The sequence below is a fragment of the Ruminococcus sp. AF31-8BH genome, assembly GCF_003460605.1.
Classification (GTDB): domain Bacteria; phylum Bacillota; class Clostridia; order Lachnospirales; family Lachnospiraceae; genus Blautia_A; species Blautia_A acetigignens.
The window spans coordinates 131,632-148,167 of the sequence record NZ_QTVN01000004.1; the positions used below are offsets into that span (position 1 = coordinate 131,632).

General features: G+C 45.3%; 15 protein-coding genes. 1 reads left to right on the top strand and 14 read right to left on the bottom strand.

Annotation, left to right across the window (positions count from 1 at the left end):
- Window positions 1–32: 32 nt before the first annotated feature.
- From DWZ38_RS06630 to DWZ38_RS06645, 4 genes are read right to left on the bottom strand one after another with little or no spacing between them, the layout of a single operon-like run.
- Window positions 33–425, bottom strand: coding sequence for a VOC family protein (locus DWZ38_RS06630; RefSeq protein ID WP_021926711.1), 393 nt, complete (start codon window positions 423–425; stop codon window positions 33–35).
- On the bottom strand, window positions 422–1,648 hold the full coding sequence (locus DWZ38_RS06635) for a PfkB family carbohydrate kinase (RefSeq protein ID WP_021926712.1): 1,227 nt from the start codon (window positions 1,646–1,648) through the stop codon (window positions 422–424). Before DWZ38_RS06635 ends, DWZ38_RS06630 begins: the two co-directional genes overlap by 4 nt.
- A gap of 12 nt (window positions 1,649–1,660) precedes the next feature.
- Window positions 1,661–3,019, bottom strand: a complete 1,359-nt coding sequence (locus DWZ38_RS06640) for a gluconate:H+ symporter (RefSeq protein WP_117851088.1) — start codon at window positions 3,017–3,019, stop codon at window positions 1,661–1,663.
- A gap of 47 nt (window positions 3,020–3,066) precedes the next feature.
- On the bottom strand, window positions 3,067–4,683 hold the full coding sequence (locus DWZ38_RS06645; RefSeq protein WP_117851091.1) for a mannitol dehydrogenase family protein: 1,617 nt from the start codon (window positions 4,681–4,683) through the stop codon (window positions 3,067–3,069).
- Window positions 4,684–4,987: 304 nt separating this feature from the next.
- On the opposite strand from DWZ38_RS06645, the gene DWZ38_RS06650 reads away from it, so the two are divergent.
- The gene (locus DWZ38_RS06650; RefSeq protein WP_117851093.1) at window positions 4,988–6,121 is read left to right on the top strand and encodes an ROK family transcriptional regulator; all 1,134 of its coding nucleotides are present in this window, start codon (window positions 4,988–4,990) and stop codon (window positions 6,119–6,121) included.
- A gap of 269 nt (window positions 6,122–6,390) precedes the next feature.
- On the opposite strand, the gene DWZ38_RS06655 is transcribed toward DWZ38_RS06650, so the two are convergent.
- From DWZ38_RS06655 to DWZ38_RS06700, 10 genes are all read right to left on the bottom strand, one after another.
- Window positions 6,391–7,080 (bottom strand): YoaK family protein, encoded by a 690-nt coding sequence (locus tag DWZ38_RS06655; RefSeq protein WP_021924508.1) that lies wholly within the window; start codon window positions 7,078–7,080, stop codon window positions 6,391–6,393.
- 138 nt (window positions 7,081–7,218) lie between these two features.
- On the bottom strand, window positions 7,219–7,785 hold the full coding sequence (locus DWZ38_RS06660) for a Fe-S-containing hydro-lyase (RefSeq protein WP_021924507.1): 567 nt from the start codon (window positions 7,783–7,785) through the stop codon (window positions 7,219–7,221).
- Between the two features lie 2 nt (window positions 7,786–7,787).
- Window positions 7,788–8,630 carry a fumarate hydratase gene (locus DWZ38_RS06665; protein WP_117851095.1) on the bottom strand — a complete coding sequence of 281 codons (843 nt, stop codon included), beginning with the start codon at window positions 8,628–8,630 and terminating at the stop codon, window positions 7,788–7,790.
- 27 nt (window positions 8,631–8,657) lie between these two features.
- Entirely contained in the window at window positions 8,658–10,271 is a 1,614-nt protein-coding gene (locus tag DWZ38_RS06670; protein ID WP_117851098.1) for an FAD-dependent oxidoreductase, read from the bottom strand.
- Between the two features lie 15 nt (window positions 10,272–10,286).
- Entirely contained in the window at window positions 10,287–10,961 is a 675-nt protein-coding gene (locus DWZ38_RS06675; RefSeq protein WP_117851101.1) for a 2Fe-2S iron-sulfur cluster-binding protein, read from the bottom strand.
- 271 nt (window positions 10,962–11,232) lie between these two features.
- Window positions 11,233–12,087 carry an FAD/NAD(P)-binding protein gene (locus DWZ38_RS06680; RefSeq protein ID WP_021924662.1) on the bottom strand — a complete coding sequence of 285 codons (855 nt, stop codon included), beginning with the start codon at window positions 12,085–12,087 and terminating at the stop codon, window positions 11,233–11,235.
- A complete protein-coding gene (locus tag DWZ38_RS06685) occupies window positions 12,087–13,145 on the bottom strand; it encodes a 4Fe-4S dicluster domain-containing protein (RefSeq protein WP_021924661.1) in 1,059 nt (352 codons plus the stop codon). The genes DWZ38_RS06680 and DWZ38_RS06685 overlap by 1 nt, the downstream gene beginning before the upstream one ends.
- Window positions 13,146–13,148: 3 nt before the next feature.
- Complete coding sequence (locus DWZ38_RS06690; RefSeq protein WP_117851103.1) at window positions 13,149–14,123, bottom strand: 4Fe-4S dicluster domain-containing protein; 975 nt, start codon at window positions 14,121–14,123, stop codon at window positions 13,149–13,151.
- The gene (locus DWZ38_RS06695) at window positions 14,111–14,554 is read right to left on the bottom strand and encodes a hydrogenase iron-sulfur subunit (RefSeq protein ID WP_117851105.1); all 444 of its coding nucleotides are present in this window, start codon (window positions 14,552–14,554) and stop codon (window positions 14,111–14,113) included. The genes DWZ38_RS06690 and DWZ38_RS06695 overlap by 13 nt, the downstream gene beginning before the upstream one ends.
- Window positions 14,545–16,533, bottom strand: a complete 1,989-nt coding sequence (locus DWZ38_RS06700; protein ID WP_117851108.1) for a CoB--CoM heterodisulfide reductase iron-sulfur subunit A family protein — start codon at window positions 16,531–16,533, stop codon at window positions 14,545–14,547. Before DWZ38_RS06700 ends, DWZ38_RS06695 begins: the two co-directional genes overlap by 10 nt.
- Between the last annotated feature and the right edge of the window lie 3 nt (window positions 16,534–16,536).

The window sequence follows — 16,536 nt, forward strand, 5'->3', positions numbered from 1 at the left end:
TGCTTTATCTCGCTGAATTTAACCGCCTGACTTTATAAGTACTGGCTGAACTCAACCTTCTCTTTATTCGGTCCCTCAATTGTAAAGAACTTTACCCCGTTTTCCCAGAAAGGAAGAAAATGAACAATATCATTGGTCGTATTTAATCCTGCCTGATTAATCATTTCATATACTTTTTCAATATCTTTTACATCAATCGCCATATGATCGATTGCACCGGATTCCATCTTAGCCGCTTTATTTTCATATGTCTCAACGACAAGTGTATTTAATTTCAAAAAAGCAACCTTTTCATCCGCTTCCTCATTTACTGTACGAAAAGCAATTTCGAATCCAAGAACCTCATAAAAATCAATCGTTGCTTCAATATCATTTGTCGGAATTCCAATATGTTGAATTCCATTAAGCTGTTCTTTTAAATTCATTTTTTACCCTCCAGTCTTTCTTCCACTTGCGTTAACTTCGACATAGCCGGAATTGCACCTTTTTTCTCCACACAGATACTTGCTGCTGCATTTCCAAACCGTGCATATTCTGCCAGTTCTTCCAGAGTCAGTTCATCTATTCTTTTATCAGATTGGCTGAGTTTGTACAGGAAACTGCCCCAGAAGGAATCACCTGCTCCATTTGTATCTGCCACATACTCTACTGCAAATCCCTCAACTATACGTCCACCATCCTTATTATAAATATAAGTTCCATTTCTTCCAAGTGTTATTGCTACAATTTTTACTCCCTGACGATATAATTCTTCTGCTGCTTCAATAACATTCTCGTATCCTGACAAAAGCTCTGTTTCTTCGTCTGAAATTTTCATAATGTCAACATATGGAAGCAGGCTTCTCATATGCTCTTTTGCAATCTCTTCATTTTCCCATAATGATGACCTGTAATTGGGATCATATGAAATAATACTTCCCTTGTTCTTTGCTCTTTTTACTGCATAAAAAGTAGTATCTCTTGCAGGCTGATCTGTAAGTGACAAAGACCCAATGTGAAAAATGTTAGTCTGGTCAAGGATATCAACATCAAGTTCTTCTTTCTGGATCTGTGTATCTGCTCCCGGCTTTCTTGCAAACGAAAAAGTTCTCTCACCTGATTCATTTACTTCCACAAACGCAAGTGTTGTAAAATATTTTTTGTCCAGCAGCATTCCTCTGGTATCCACATTTTCCTTCTGAAGTACAGACCTGAGAAATTCCCCATGCATATCCTCTCCTGCTTTTCCAATAAATGCAGTATGGGCTCCCAGTCTGCTGGAAGCAACAGCCACATTTGCCGGTGCACCTCCTGGATTTCTCGCATATAGCATCTGCCCATCCTCATTTAATCTCTGAGAGGTGAAATCAATCAATATTTCTCCAAATACAGTGATATCATAAATGGATCGACAGGCTGCATCATTTGTGTCCATCAAAAGATCTGCCTCCAACAGCTTATGAAGGATCTGTTCACACTCTTTATCATTATCCGTATGGACATGCAGCTCCCCTTTCTCAAAATCAGGCATACTCAATACGCCAAGCATAGATTTTGCATTTACTGCATAACGACCACAGCACAATTCTACATCACAGGGGATTGGTTCTACTATACTTACAAGTTTTCTCGCATTCTGCATGGTTTTTAAAACTACTTTTACGATCATCCGCTATACTCCTTATGCAAACAGGCTGATTACAATTGCACAGATCAATCCTGTAAAGCCTATAATAGTTTCCATCATTGTCCATGATTTTAAGGTTGTCTTTTCATCTATCTCAAGCAGAGAACTTACCAGCCAGAATCCGGAATCGTTCACATGACTGAATGCTGTTGCTCCTCCATTGATAGCACAGACCATAGCTGCCAGATAAACAGGAGATAATCCTGCCACTCCAGGCATAGCTGCCATAATACCGGCTGCCATTGTCATAGCCACTACTGCTGCGCCTACAGATGCACGGATTAATGCTGCGATCAGAAATGCCACCAGCACCAGTGGAAGACCGCTTTTCTCCAGTGCCGGTCCAATGATGTCACCCATACCACAGTCCTGCAATACCCAGCGGATAATTCCTCCACCTGTGATAACAAGCAAAATCTGCCCTGTAGGGCGCAGGGAACGATCCATGATCTTCTTTAACTGTTCTCCATCATAATTCTGTTTTTTGCCAAGAAAATACATTGCTGATAATACGGCTATGATCAATGCCACAAATGGTGTTCCAAAAAATTCCAGAACAGGACGAATAGCATCAATTCCCGGAATATACGTAGAAAGTGTATTGCATAGAATTAAAATCAGCGGAACAAGGATAATACACAGCACAGTAGAAAATGCGGGAAGATTCGCTTCATCTTCCTGTTTGACCTCCTGAATATTAAACGGAAGTCCTGTATTAATACGGCTGCCGATAAATTTTGACCACAAAATCCCTGCAAAAATCAAAGAGAGAATACCAACAGGAACACCCACTGCAATCATAACTCCCAAATCCACATTGAGCATATTTGCAACAAGTACAGAGCCTGCTGATGGCGGAATAAACGCAAATCCAGTTGCAAGACCTGCCAATAAAGGGATCACATAATATAATGTAGATTTTTTGGTTTTCCTGGCAAGTCCGAATGCCAGTGGAATCAGAATCACAACACCAGCTTCAAAAAAAACAGTTGTACCAACTACAAGTCCTGTGATTCCAAGTGCAATTCCTGCTTTCTTCTCACCAAACTTATTTACCAGTGTCTGGGCAACACACTGCGCTCCTCCTGACACCTCCAGAATCCCTCCAAATAAAGATCCCAGTCCAATCAACAATACGATTCCCTGCAGAGTTTCACCTGCCCCCTTCTCTACTGTGCTGACCAGAGTCGGAACCGGCATACCGGCTCCGAGCCCTATAACCAAAGCTGAAATCAGCAGGGATAATACTGGGTGAATTTTAAATTTAATAATAAGTAACAGTAACAATACAATGCCTGCCGCTGCTGCGATTAACAGCCTTGATGGCTCTGCTGCAAATGCTGCTTCTGTCATTTCAATTTTCCTCCTGATAATCAGTTATAATCTCTGTCTGATGAAAATCATCCAACATATTTGTGTATTGTTGCTCTTACAGCTCCAGGTCCTGCAAGCATCTCACGGAACATGCCCTCAATCTTCTCTCCCACACCATCTTTATAAAGATCAGTAAAGAACAGGCGCTCATTGGAAAGAATTGGTTTTAACTGATCTGTGAAAGTCTCAGGTTTACCTACTACAATATCCTTAAACTGTTCCTGCAGTTCCTCATTCATTGGGTCCGGTGCAAGTTCAAATTTATCTCCTTCATCATCTACACCAAGCATATATCTGAGCCATCCTGCAATTCCGAGAGGTATCGCAGTCAGTCTGGAAGCATCTCCGAATTTCTGTACATATGCTTTAATAGTTTCACCAAAGCGGATACCAACCATCTGAGATACATCTACTGCCAGACGAAGGTTTGTGTCTCCCAGATATTCATTTGGAAAACGATCGTTAAAAAGCTCATCCACAAATGCCTGCGGAGAGAGAATTCCAGGATCAGCAACTACCGGAAGACCTTCATCATAAGCAACCATACGCGCCATTTTCATCATATCTTCATTTGTATTAAGCATATGTGCAAACAGATCATATCCAAGAACTACTCCCAGAGGACCTGTAGCAGAATGGACCGGATTCAGGCATACTGTTACCTTCATACGTTCAGAAAGGTTAACTGTATTTCTGTCCGCCATATATACGCCGAAACCTTTTTCCAAAGCCGGACGTCCGTTTGGGAAGCTGTCCTCAATTACAAGATACTGTGGTTTCTCAGCATTGACAAATGGCGCAATGTATGTCTTCTTGCCTGTGATCACCGGCTGCATCTTCTCAACACCCAGATTTTCAAGGTCTGCTGCAATCTGCTCACTTGGACGAGGTGTGATCTTATCAATCATTGTCCATGGAAAAGCAACTACTTTTTCATCACTTACATAGTTCACAAATCCCTCATCAACAAATCCTGCCTTCTTCCACTCTTCTGTCATTGTCATTACTGACTCACGGAGCTTTGCGCCATTCTGTGAGCAGTTATCCATGGAAACCAGTGCGATCGGATATCTGCCAGCCTTATATCTTTCATAAAGCATTGCAACCAGAACTGCCATGGCACCACACGCTTTATCCGGTCCATTCTTGATATCTGCCTCTACAAACGGGAACCATGTTCCGTCAGCTTTCTGCAATGCATATCCTTTCTCTGTAATTGTAAAGGAAACCATCTGCAGGGATTTACTGGTAAAAATCTCCTTCAGCCGACTCCACTGGACTTTATCAGAAGACTGTGCTTTCACTGCTTCTGCAAGAGCTCCGATCACTTTATATTCACGCGTACCATCACCATGCAGGATTACACTTAATCCCAGATTATCATATGGATCATAAATCTTATCTACTACATCATAATCAAAGGTTTCCACACAGGTAATGCCACGATCCAAAATTCCTTCTTCCAGAAGGCCATCTGCAATCCCACCGATAAATATGCGGAAAATATTTCCGATACCAAAATGAACCCAGCCTGGTTCTTTCTTTGCCTTCTCCGAAACTGCTACCACATCATAACCCGGAAGGGTAATCCCTGCATGCTTCCACGCTTCCTGTTCTTTAATTCCATTAATTGATAACTTCATGTTATATCCTCCTTTTTCTTCCTGCAACACTTATTATTTGTTATTACGCTTTTTACTTACACGTATATCTAAACCGTAAGTTGAGTATATATCTTTTCTTTTCAAAAATCCATTGACAGAGATTCTAATTTTTAAATAACTTTTTTGTCTATTTTTACCATAAATATGTTGTTAATCCGGTTCTCATTACAATCTTGCAGAATATATTTTTTCATTACAATTCATTTGTATTGCTTTTTTTTCGTTCTGTGCTACAATAAATTTGAAACTTAACATTATCTTGCAACATAATCAGGAGAACATTATGAGTGAAAAGGGATTAACCAACATTAGCCTCAAAAAAATAAATAAATCAAAGGTTTACCAATATATTTACAGAAAAAAAATGACCTCCAAGCTGCAGATCGTTCAGGAACTGCAGATGGGCTTATCCACTGTCAGTCAGAACCTGAACCTCCTGGAGCAGGAAGGTCTTATAGAAAAAAATGGTTTTTTTGAATCCACCGGTGGCAGAAAAGCAAATGCCATTCAGATCGTATCAGATTTTAAAATTTCCATTGGTATCGGTATTTTAAAAGGTATGTTTCATATTACTGCTGTAGATCTGTACGGAAATGCTTTCTATACGGATACCATTCCGCTTCCATATTCTAACACGCCAGATTACTATAAACAGGTTACTGATACTGTAAAGGAATTCATTTCATCACATCAGTATGACAATGACAAAGTACTTGGCATCTCCATTGCCACACAGGGTATCACATCTCCGGATCATACTACTGTATTATATGGGGATATCATGAATAACGCTGGCATGAAACTGGATGATTTTTCCAGATATCTTCCTTATCCCTGTTATCTGGAGCATGACTCAAAATCAGCTGCATTCCTTGAATTATGGAAGCATCCGGAGCTTGATAGTGCTGTTATCATCCTGCTGAACCGAAATCTGGGCGGCGGTATCATTACTGATCATCAGATTCACCAGGGAATCTCCATGCACAGTGGAACTCTTGAACATATGTGTATTAATCCTGATGGACCACTTTGTTATTGCGGTAGCCGTGGCTGCCTGGAAACCTATTGTTCTGCCAACGCACTGGAGCAGGCTGCAGGTATGCCTGTCAAAGAATTTTTCCCTCTTCTGCGCGAAAAAAAATCTCCCCAGATCATACAGGTCTGGAAAGATTTTTTAAACCATCTGGCATTTGCCATGAAGAATTTAAACCTTATTATTGATGCACCGATCATCCTCAGCGGCTACCTTGCACCTTATTTCACAGCGGAAGATATTGAATACCTGACAGAGCATCTCCATACTGCTGCACCATTCATACTGGATAAAATCCAGATACTGGTCGGTACTAATGGGCAATATACACCAGCAATTGGAGCTGCGCTACATTATGTAGAGAAATTTGTTCAATCAATTTAATGATACCAGTGTCAAAAGGTCAAAAGGGGCTGTCGGGAAATAGACAGTTCTAAGAGAGGGGCTGTAAAAATCCAGACAAGGGATTTTTGCGGCCAAAAATAAATTTCATCTTTCATAGAAAAAAGGATCCCTCGCAAGGTAGAAGGCTAACAAGCCTCGTTCTTGCTGGGATCCTTTCAATTACTACTGGGGATACCGAAATGTGGTATTAACCGACAGCCCCCTTTTGTTGTTTCTGTATTTTATTCCTGCAAAATCTGTTAGAAAGCTTACTGCCAGCGATGCTCTGCCTCTTCCATTTCCTCGATAAACATAAGAAGGAAGCTGATGAGGAGCAGGATGCTGGAAACCCAGATGGCTTTTGGGCCGTAGGCTATGGAAAGTCTGCCGCCAACTCCTGCGCCGATGGCAAACAGAAGAATGATAGCGAAGTAGCACAATGCCTGATGAAGCAGTCTTGGCTTCTTTTCCCTCATGTAGGCGGAAAGGGCTGCGGTGCCGCTTCGAAGGTTTCCGATGCACATGGTGCTGGCATAAGCGTTTCCTTCTACCTTACGGAAGGTCTGTACCTGCAGGGCGCAGGAGAAGGATACCAGAGTGGTCGCAAAAACATTCATGTTCCCAGGTATGAAGCCTACCAGGAACAGCAGGATAATTTCTACCAGAAGGATTCCCTGGCGCCAGTGAAGGCGTTTGGCGTAGCGGAATTTGTCCTGAATGCGTTCCGCTAAAAGTACTCCAAGGAAAAAGGCGGTCAGGGGAATCAGATAGTGTAATCCTGCTTTTACTTCGCCGTTCATAAACCGCTCACTCATCAGTACCACGTTTCCGGTCTGGGCGTTGGAGAAAACGCCGTCGCGAGTGAAGTAGGTATAGGCATCCTGAAATCCTCCCGACACTGCAAGAAATGCACTGTTTATGAAAGTTTCTGAGGTCTGTACCCTCTTATGATGGTCCATAATAAGTTCCTTCTTTCGTTGTTTTGTCTTTTGTTCTCCATACATATCTCCAAATTATAGAATATACAGGGATTTCTGTAAATACCTAATTTGATATATGGAGTATATCTATCTTATATATCAAGACAAAATATCCGATCAGTCGGCTTTGTGCTCGTCCAGATATTCCTTGCGTCCTTCTTCGTAAAGGTTGTTGCCTTCGCTGTCGATGATGACTACAAGAGGCATGTCCTCTACATAAAGCTTGCGCAGGGCTTCTGCGCCAAGATCCTCGTAGGCGATCAGCTCAGCTTTTTTGATGCATTTGGCAAGAAGGGCGCCGGCACCTCCGATGGCACCGAAGTAAACACCGTCATATTTTTTCATGGCTTCTACTACTTCCGGGAGACGGGCTCCTTTGCCGATCATGCCGCGGGCACCTACGGACATCATGGTTGGAGCGTAAGCATCCATACGACCGCTGGTTGTAGGGCCTGCGGAACCGATTACGGCACCTGGCTTTGCTGGAGTTGGTCCTACATAGTAGATGGTTGCGTCTGTCGGGTCAAATGGAATCTGCTCTCCCCTTGCAAGAGCTTCGCACATACGCTTGTGGCCTGCGTCACGGGATGTGTAGATGGTTCCGGTAAGCAGAACCTGATCTCCTGCGTGAAGTGTTTTTGCCAGTTCTTTTGTCAGAGGCAGTGTAATACGTCTTCTTTCCATAATCAGATCACCTCCGTTTTATGACGGGTAACATGACAGTTGATGTTGACTGCACATGGCATTCCCGCAATGTGAGTAGGCATTGTCTCAATGTTCAGACCGATGGCTGTGGTCTTTCCGCCAAAGCCCTGTGGTCCGATGCCAAGCTTATTGACTTTCTTAAGCATTTCATCTTCCAGGTCTGCGTAGAATGGATCCGGGTTGTGGGAATCTAATGGACGCATCAGTGCTTTCTTTGCAAGAAGGGCACATTTGTCAAAGGTTCCTCCGATTCCAACCCCCACTACCATAGGCGGACATGGGTTCGGGCCTGCAGTCTCTACTACTTCCAGGATAAAATCTTTGATTCCCTGAAGTCCTGCAGATGGCTTGAACATACGGATCATACTCATGTTCTCGCTTCCGAAGCCTTTCGGTCCTACTGTGATCTTAACCTTGTCGCCGGGAACAATCTCTGTGTAGATCATAGCCGGTGTATTGTCACCTGTATTTCCACGGCGTACCGGATCTTTTACAACAGATTTGCGAAGGTAGCCGTTTGTATATCCGCGGCGAACGCCTTCATTGATGGCGTCGGTAAGGTCTCCGCCAACAAAGTGTACATCCTGTCCGATTTCAAGGAAGACGCATGCCATTCCTGTATCCTGGCAGATCGGCACATTCTCGTTATCTGCAATGTCAAAATTCTCAATAATGTTGTCAAGGATGCCCTTGGCAATCTCTCCGTCTTCGCATGCGCGGCATGTTTTGATCGCGCATTTTACGTCTTCCGGAAGATGTTCATTTGCTTCGATACAGAGTTTTTCGATGACATCTGTAAGTCTGCTTACTTCTACTTCACGCATTTTGGTAAGCTCCCTTCTTTTGTATTTTTATCGCTGCTCGTGACGGGCGTATTTCGGAAGAAGCAGCGGAGATACCTTATCTGTATGGATATCTGCTTTTTTCAGTTCCTCATCATAAGCATAAATATGATTCAGGTTCATTTCTCCAAGCTCTACGTCCTTGCATTTTACAGCTGCTTTTTTACCGGCATTTCTTCCGAATACGATAACGTCCAGAAGAGAGTTGCCCATCAGTCTGTTTCTTCCATGGATTCCGCCTGCTGCCTCTCCTGCAACCAACAGGTTTGGAATTTCTTCTGAGAATCCGTCTCCGTCAATGTTCAGGCCGCCGTTCTGGTAGTGAAGGGTCGGGTAAATCACGATCGGAACTTTTCTCATGTCAATGCCGTAGTTCATGTACATACGGAACATAGCCGGGATTCTCTTCTCGATGGTTCCCTCGCCTCCAAGGATCTCGATCATCGGAGTGTCAAGCCATACGCCTTTGCGTCCGCCAGGAACCTCTACACCGCGGCCTTCCTCGCACTCACGGATAACACCGGAAGCGTTGACGTCACGGGTTTCAAGAGGATGGATGTAAGCTTCTCCATTTGCATTTACAAGCTGTGCACCAACGGAACGAACCTTCTCTGTCACCAGTGCGCCAAGGATCTGGGACGGATAGATGGCTCCAGTTGGATGATACTGGATGGAATCCTGATAAAGTAAAGATGCACCAGCTCTGTATCCAAGTACAAGTCCGTCAGCAGTTGCACCGTAGTGGTTGGAGGTTGGGAATCCCTGGTAATGCATTCTTCCTGCACCGCCTGTTGCGATGACTACCGTCTTTGCTCTTGCAACGGAGTAGTCGCCTGTTTCCATGTTGAGAAGGACTGCACCTGCAGCCTGTCCCTTTTCGTCTTTGATCAGCTCAACAGCGGAAGTAAATTCCACTACTGGAATGCCAAGGTTGAGAACTTCGTCACGGATGGTACGCATGATCTCAGATCCGGAATAATCCTTTGCAGCATGCATTCTCTTTCTGGAAGTTCCGCCGCCGTGTGTGGTAACCATGGTTCCGTCTTCAGCTTTGTCGAACTCAACGCCAAGGTCGTTCAGCCATTTGATCGCGTCCGGGGCTTCCATTACCAGTCTCTTTACCAGCTCTGGCTTTGCAGCAAAGTGTCCGCCGCCGAAGCAGTCCAGGTAATGCTGTACCGGGGAGTCGTTTTCTTTGTCTGCTGCCTGGATTCCGCCTTCTGCCATCATGGTGTTGGCGTCACCGATACGAAGCTTGGTAACGATCATAACGTTTGCGCCTGCATTGTGTGCTTCGATGGCACAGGAGGATCCTGCTCCGCCACCGCCGATTACAAGGACATCTACGTCATAATCGATTTTGTTAAGATCAATTTTTTCGTTCATCAGACGGCTTTCAGAATGAAGCATTTCTGCTAACTCCAGGGGAGCTTTCTGGCCTTTGTTTGGTCCTACTTTGATTTCTGCAAATGCGTCTGGGTTATAGTCCGGATGGAATTTCTTAAGAAGCGCGTCTTTCTCATCAGCAGTCAGACGTCTTGGCTCAGTTGCCATACGCTGTGCTCTTGTAGCCTCTACCTTTTTGATGGATTCCATCATATTTTCTGGATATGGTGCATACATGTTTTTACGCCCTCCTTATTTCTCAATTTCTCTGTTGTTGTAAAGTTCCTGCATGTCTGTGATTGGTTTCTGCATGATCTGTTCGATCAGGTCGTCGTATTTGCCTTCGTGGATTTCTTCTACACGTTTTTCAAGGTGTTCGCTCTTTGGTGCGATGTATTTTCCGGTGAGACGTCTTGCGAGAAGACCTACCATCGGGTGGGAAATTCCGGCCGGGCATCTTACGGAGCAGCATCCGCAGCTTACGCAGTCAAAGGATTCTTCTGCGCATTTTTCAAGCTCGCCTCTCTGGGCGTAGGCGATGTACTGCATAACGTTTAAGCTCTGGGTACATGCTTTTGTGCAGGCGTTGCAGCCGATGCAGCTGTAGATTTCCGGGTAGAGTTCCATCATGACCTGCTGGTTTGGCTTGAGGTCTTCGATGTTGTAGAGGCGCTTGTCTGTTGGGAAGAATGGGATGCTTGCTACATACATGCCTTCCTGTACCTGGGTCTGACAGGCGAGACAGGTTTTGAGTTCGTTGTCGCCTTTGATTCTGTAGATGGTTGCGCAGGCGCCGCAGAATCCGTGGCGGCAGCCGCAGCCTCTTTTGAGGGTGTAGCCTGCGTATTCCATGGCCGTCATGATGGTCAGGTCAGCAGGTACGGTGTATTTTTTACCGAAGAAATATACGTTTACCATATTTTCCATGTTGGGAGTTCCTTTCTTCTGCTTGTTTAAACCGTACGCCTTGTGAAATGGGTATCTCGCACGTGCCCGTCGCAACGCTCTGCTGAACTAATCGCTAACTGCGACTAAGGAGTTCAGGAGAGCCTTCACTCCTAAGTCTTCGTAAGCGCTGGATTTCAGCGCCGCTAAAGGCGCTCCTGAAATGGGCAGCTTGGCGAGATACCCATTCCACAAGTCTGTGTACTGGCAATAACTGATTCATTTGTTCGAAAGTTTCTTAAGATTAAAAAATTTAGTACTCGTCAGGTAACTGATCTATCTCGTCCATTCGGAAAACCGGGCCGTCTTTGCATACGTACTTGGAACCGATGTTGCAGCGGCCACATTTTCCGATACCGCACTTCATTCTAAGCTCCAATGTTGTGTAAACCTGGGTTCGGGTGAAGCCAAGTTCCTCCAGGCCCTGGAGGACGAATTTGATCATGATTGGCGGGCCGCAGACGAGGGCTACTTTGTTGGTGTCGAAGCCGATCTCTTTTAAGTAGGTGGGGACGAAGCCTACGTGGCCGTCCCAGCCTTCCTGCTCGCGGTCGATAGTCAGGTAGACGTTTACGTCTTTGGCGTTCATCCAGACTTCCTGGATCTCTTTTAATTTTACAAGGTCATCTGCGGAACGGGAACCGTAGAGGATGTCTACGGTGCCGTAGTCGTCGCGGTTGTCAAGGACGTAGTTGATTACGGAACGGAGTGGGGCAAGACCGATACCTCCGGCGATGAACAAAAGGTTTTTGCCTTTCAGCTTATCTTCAACCGGGAAATGATTGCCGTATGGTCCGCGGACTGTGATCTCATCTCCAACCTGAAGGCTGTGGAGATAGGAAGTCAGCTCACCGCATTTCTTAATACTGAATTCCTGATACTCTTTGTTTGTAGGAGAAGAAGTAATGGAAAACATACCCTCGCTTACGCCTGGTGCGCAGACCATTGCGCACTGTCCCGGCATATGCTCGAAAAGCTTTCCTCCATCCGGTGCAGTTACGCAGAAGGTTTTTACATCCGGTGTCTCCTCATGAATGTCTGTGATCACGCCAACCTGCGGGATCAGAGTATCCAGAGTATAATTTTTATGACAGGTACACTCGCTCATTACTTTTCACCTCCATGCTTTTCAAAAGCCTTGATCACCTTCACAATGTTCAGGGATGACGGGCATTTTTCCACGCAGCGGCCGCATCCTACACAAGAATACATGCCGTTATTGTTGGCCGGGAAATAAACAAGCTTGTGCATGAATCTCTGACGAAATCTCTGCATCTGGCTGGTACGGTTATTTCCGTGAGCCATCATTGTGAAATCGGAATACATACAGGAATCCCAGCAGCGGTAACGCTTGATTCCGTGTCCGGTATCATAATCCTTGATGTCATAGCACTGGCAGGTCGGGCACACAAAGGTACAGGTTCCGCATGCCAGACATGGCTTATAAAGGGTCTCCCATACAGGAGAGTTAAATTTCTCATCTGCAGCATTTCCATCCCATCCTTCCAGGGAAAGATGTGTGTATGGAAGCTGCTCTACAATATTATGGATCGCATCTTTTTCGGCGGAAACTTTTTCTTCATCAGAAGCATCCGCATCCGTAAGAAGCTCCTTCACAGCCTCAGTAAGAGCCTCACCCTTTTCGGTAAGGGCTTTCCAGTAAAGGGAATCCTGAACCATCCATACCGCTATATCAGCCACACCGTCTGCATCTGCTGACGGATCTGCTGCGTCTGTTCCGAATACTTTACAGAAGCAGGACTCTTCCGGCTCATGGCATGCCATGGCAACGATGGTTCCATGGTCTCTTCTTGCTGCATAGAAGGTATCTACAGGATCTGCAAGGAATACCTTGTCCAGAACTGCCACGCCTTTTACATCGCAGGCTTTCATGCCAAATACAACAAAAGGACGATTTCTAAGCTCTTCTGGTTCTACTGTCAGTTTCTTTCCATCACGTACAACTGTGTAAAGGGTCTCACTCTGTGGGAAAAAGGCATCTTTACCGGATTTTACGGTTTTCAGTGTATCCAGATCTGCCTCTTCTTCCTCATTCCAGAGACCGAAATTTGTCTGTCCTGCCTTTTTAACCGGAAGGATCAGATCCTGGCTTTCTGCGATTTTCCGGAATAATGCTTCCAGATTTTCTTTTTCAATCTTATACATACATTATCCCCTTTCTGCCACTACGCCAGGCTCTACATCCTCGAATGTAAAGCTGGTCAGCGGGCCTTTTGACTCAGCATCAGCTCCAGCCTGATACTCGCCGTAGAAGGTATCAATATCCTTGATAAACTTACGGTTGAACAGGTGAAGGGGGATACCCTGCGGGCAGACACGGCTGCACTCGCCGCAGTCTGTACATCTTCCGGCAACATGGAAAGCACGGATGATGTGGAACATTTTCTCCTCGAAGGAATCCACGTTTGCTTTCTGTGCGCTGTCAAACTTGGTGCTGTCAAATACGCATTTGCGGCAGCTGCAGGCCGGACATGCATTACGGCAGGCGTTGCAGCGGATGCATTTGCTAAGCTCCTTCTGGAAAAACGCGAAGCGCTCTTCCGGGCTCATTTTCTCGATCTTCTCAACTTCCGCGAAACGGTCTGCATCCTTTGTATCCTTGGATTCGCCGATGATCTCATCGTAGATCATGTGCTCTTTTCCCTTGCATACATGGCAGCGCTCCAACATAGCGTCCTTGTAAGCTACGGTCTTGTCGCCGTAAATTGTGGAAATGTGAAGTGTCTCGCACTCATCTGTCAGCTCTGCACCGGAAATGCTTTTGATTCCCTTGATTCCTAACTGGCGAAGCTTTTCCACATTCAGCTTTCCTTTACATCCAACACCGATAATGTAGGCTTTTTCACGGTCTACACGGTGTTCCTTGATCAGCTGGTTAAAACTATAGGTATCACAAGGCTTCAGACAGACAAGTGTTTTTCCCTCTAACTTGGAAGCCTCGATCATCATCTTGCTTAAGTTTGCACCGCAGAAGCCGTTGTAGACAAATTCGTCCAGGCTTTCTGCAGTCTCGAAGTATGCTGCTTCCGGATTGTAAGGCAGGTCTCCGGCTTTCCAGCCAAGAACACGCGCTACGGTTCCATCAGCCAGCAGTTCTTTTGCACGGGTGATCAGTTCCTGCATCTTAAATCCTCCAATCTGACGTTTTTACCCAGAGAATAAATTTTTTCCACAAACTCATTCATGGTCTGGGAGAATTTTACACCTTCAGCGGCAGATACCCACTCTACACGGGTACGTCCGTTTTCCACACCAATGAAATCCAGCATGGAGAAAAGAAGGGTCATACGTCTTCTTGCATAATAATTTCCTGTTGTATAGTGACAGTCTCCCGGATGGCAGCCACACATGATCACTCCGTCAGCACCCTTTTCAAAGGCACGGAGGATGAACATTGGATTTACACGGCAAGAGCATGGCACACGAATAATCTTTACATCAGCCGGATAGGAAAGACGGCTGCTTCCTGCAAGGTCTGCACCTGCATAGCTGCACCAGTTACAGCAGAATGCCACGATCTTGGGTCTGAATTCTTCTTTTGCTTCTATCGACATATTGCATCTACCTCCGCTAAAATCTGTCTGTTGGAGAATCCCTGCAGGTCCATTGCTCCTGATGGGCAGGTTACGGTACATGCGCCGCAGCCTTGGCAAAGAGCATTGTTTACTACTGCAATTCTTCTTGTTTCACGGATTCCGTGGTCATTTACCTGTTTTTCCTCATAGGAAATAGCACCATATGGACACACATTTGCACACTGAGAGCATCCATTGCAAAGAAGCTCATCAGAGTGAGCGGTACATGGATTGGTTGTCAGCTTGTCCTTTGCAAGAAGGCCGATTGCCTTTACTGCTGCTGCCCCAGCCTGTGCAACGGTCTCCGGAATATCCTTTGGTCCCTGGCATACACCGGAAAGGAAAATACCAGCTGTAGGAGACTCTACTGGACGAAGCTTTGCATGTGCTTCTGTGAGGAAGTTGTTGGTATCAATACTTGCGGTAAGCATAGTTGCAATTTTTCTTACATCCTTGTTTGGCTCAATAGCAGCTGCAAGAACTACCATATCTGCTTCCATAAGGATCTGTTTGTTCTCAAGAAGGTCAGAAGCCTGAACCATAAGGGTTCCGTCTGGCTGCGGGATCACCTTTCCAACCTGGCCCTTGATATAATTTACGCCGTAATCCTCAACTGCTCTTCTGTAGAACTCATCGAAGTTTTTACCTGGGGTACGGACATCAATGTAAAATACGGTTACGTTTGTATCCGGATATTTGTCGCGGATCAGCATGGCATGCTTTGCTGTGTACATACAGCAGATCTTGGAGCAGTAGCTCTTTCCTCTTTCGTCGGAGCAGCGGCTTCCAACGCACTGTACGAAAACAATGTTCTTCGGAGCTTTTCCATCGGAAAGTCTCTCAAGATGACCTTTTGTAGGTCCTGCTGCATTCATAATACGCTCAAGCTCAAGGGATGTGATGACGTCCTTGCTCTGGCTGTAAGCGTACTCATCATATTTATCAAGCGGGATCACATCGAAACCGGTTGCAACTACGATTGCGCCGTATTTCTGTGTAATGATCTCATCCTTCTGCTCGTAATCGATTGCGCCGGCTGCGCAGGCCTTGGAGCAGGCACCGCATTTTCCGGTTTTGAACTTGATGCAGTTCTCACGGTCGATTACCGGAACATTTGGGATTGCCTGGGCAAACGGAATGTAAATAGCACTTCTGTTGTTCAGGCCGCGGTTAAATTCGTTTGGATTTTTCTTGGACGGACATTTGGAGGAGCAGACACCGCATCCTGTACATTTGTCCATATCTACGCTTCTTGCTTTTTTACGGATATCTACGGTGAAGTCACCAACGAAGCCGCTTACTTTTTCAACTTCACTATATGTGTAAATGTTGATTTTCTCATGTGCTGCAGCTTCTACCATTTTCGGGGTAAGAATACATGCAGAACAGTCAAGTGTTGGGAATGTCTTATCAAGCTGTGACATTCTTCCGCCAATGCTTGGAAGCTTCTCAACAATATCAACCTCATATCCGGCTTCTGCAATATCAAGTGCAGACTGGATTCCTGCGATACCACCGCCGATTACAAGCGCACGTTTTGTTACAAGACTCTCTCCCGGCTGAAGAGGAGCGTCTAAGTTTACTTTTGCGATTGCTGCTCTGGCAAGGATCACTGCCTTTAAGGTAGCTTCTTCCATATCCTTGTGGATCCAGGAACAGTGCTCACGGATGTTGGCGATCTCTACCATATATGGGTTTAAGCCCGCTTTCTGTGCTGCCTTTCGGAAGGTAGCCTCATGCATACGCGGAGAACAGGAACATACAACGATTCCTGTCAGATTTTTCTCGTGGATGGCATTGATGATTTTTGCCTGGCCTGCTTCAGAGCACATATACTGATAGTCCTCTGCATGAACAACACCTGGCTCCTTTGCAGCCATTTCCACTACTTTTTTCACATCAACTGTGGCTGCAATGTTGGTACCACAATGACATACAAATACACCTATTCTCTGCACTTT

Excerpts from the sequence above, each read along its gene's own strand:
- DWZ38_RS06630 (WP_021926711.1), bottom strand. The coding sequence starts at position 425 with ATGAATTTAAAAGAACAGCTTAATGGAATTCAACATATTGGAATTCCG.
- DWZ38_RS06635 (WP_021926712.1), bottom strand. The coding sequence starts at position 1,648 with ATGATCGTAAAAGTAGTTTTAAAAACCATGCAGAATGCGAGAAAACTT.
- DWZ38_RS06640 (WP_117851088.1), bottom strand. The coding sequence starts at position 3,019 with ATGACAGAAGCAGCATTTGCAGCAGAGCCATCAAGGCTGTTAATCGCA.
- DWZ38_RS06645 (WP_117851091.1), bottom strand. The coding sequence starts at position 4,683 with ATGAAGTTATCAATTAATGGAATTAAAGAACAGGAAGCGTGGAAGCAT.
- DWZ38_RS06650 (WP_117851093.1), top strand. The coding sequence starts at position 4,988 with ATGAGTGAAAAGGGATTAACCAACATTAGCCTCAAAAAAATAAATAAA.
- DWZ38_RS06655 (WP_021924508.1), bottom strand. The coding sequence starts at position 7,080 with ATGGACCATCATAAGAGGGTACAGACCTCAGAAACTTTCATAAACAGT.
- DWZ38_RS06660 (WP_021924507.1), bottom strand. The coding sequence starts at position 7,785 with ATGGAAAGAAGACGTATTACACTGCCTCTGACAAAAGAACTGGCAAAA.
- DWZ38_RS06665 (WP_117851095.1), bottom strand. The coding sequence starts at position 8,630 with ATGCGTGAAGTAGAAGTAAGCAGACTTACAGATGTCATCGAAAAACTC.
- DWZ38_RS06670 (WP_117851098.1), bottom strand. The coding sequence starts at position 10,271 with ATGTATGCACCATATCCAGAAAATATGATGGAATCCATCAAAAAGGTA.
- DWZ38_RS06675 (WP_117851101.1), bottom strand. The coding sequence starts at position 10,961 with ATGGAAAATATGGTAAACGTATATTTCTTCGGTAAAAAATACACCGTA.
- DWZ38_RS06680 (WP_021924662.1), bottom strand. The coding sequence starts at position 12,087 with ATGAGCGAGTGTACCTGTCATAAAAATTATACTCTGGATACTCTGATC.
- DWZ38_RS06685 (WP_021924661.1), bottom strand. The coding sequence starts at position 13,145 with ATGTATAAGATTGAAAAAGAAAATCTGGAAGCATTATTCCGGAAAATC.
- DWZ38_RS06690 (WP_117851103.1), bottom strand. The coding sequence starts at position 14,123 with ATGCAGGAACTGATCACCCGTGCAAAAGAACTGCTGGCTGATGGAACC.
- DWZ38_RS06695 (WP_117851105.1), bottom strand. The coding sequence starts at position 14,554 with ATGTCGATAGAAGCAAAAGAAGAATTCAGACCCAAGATCGTGGCATTC.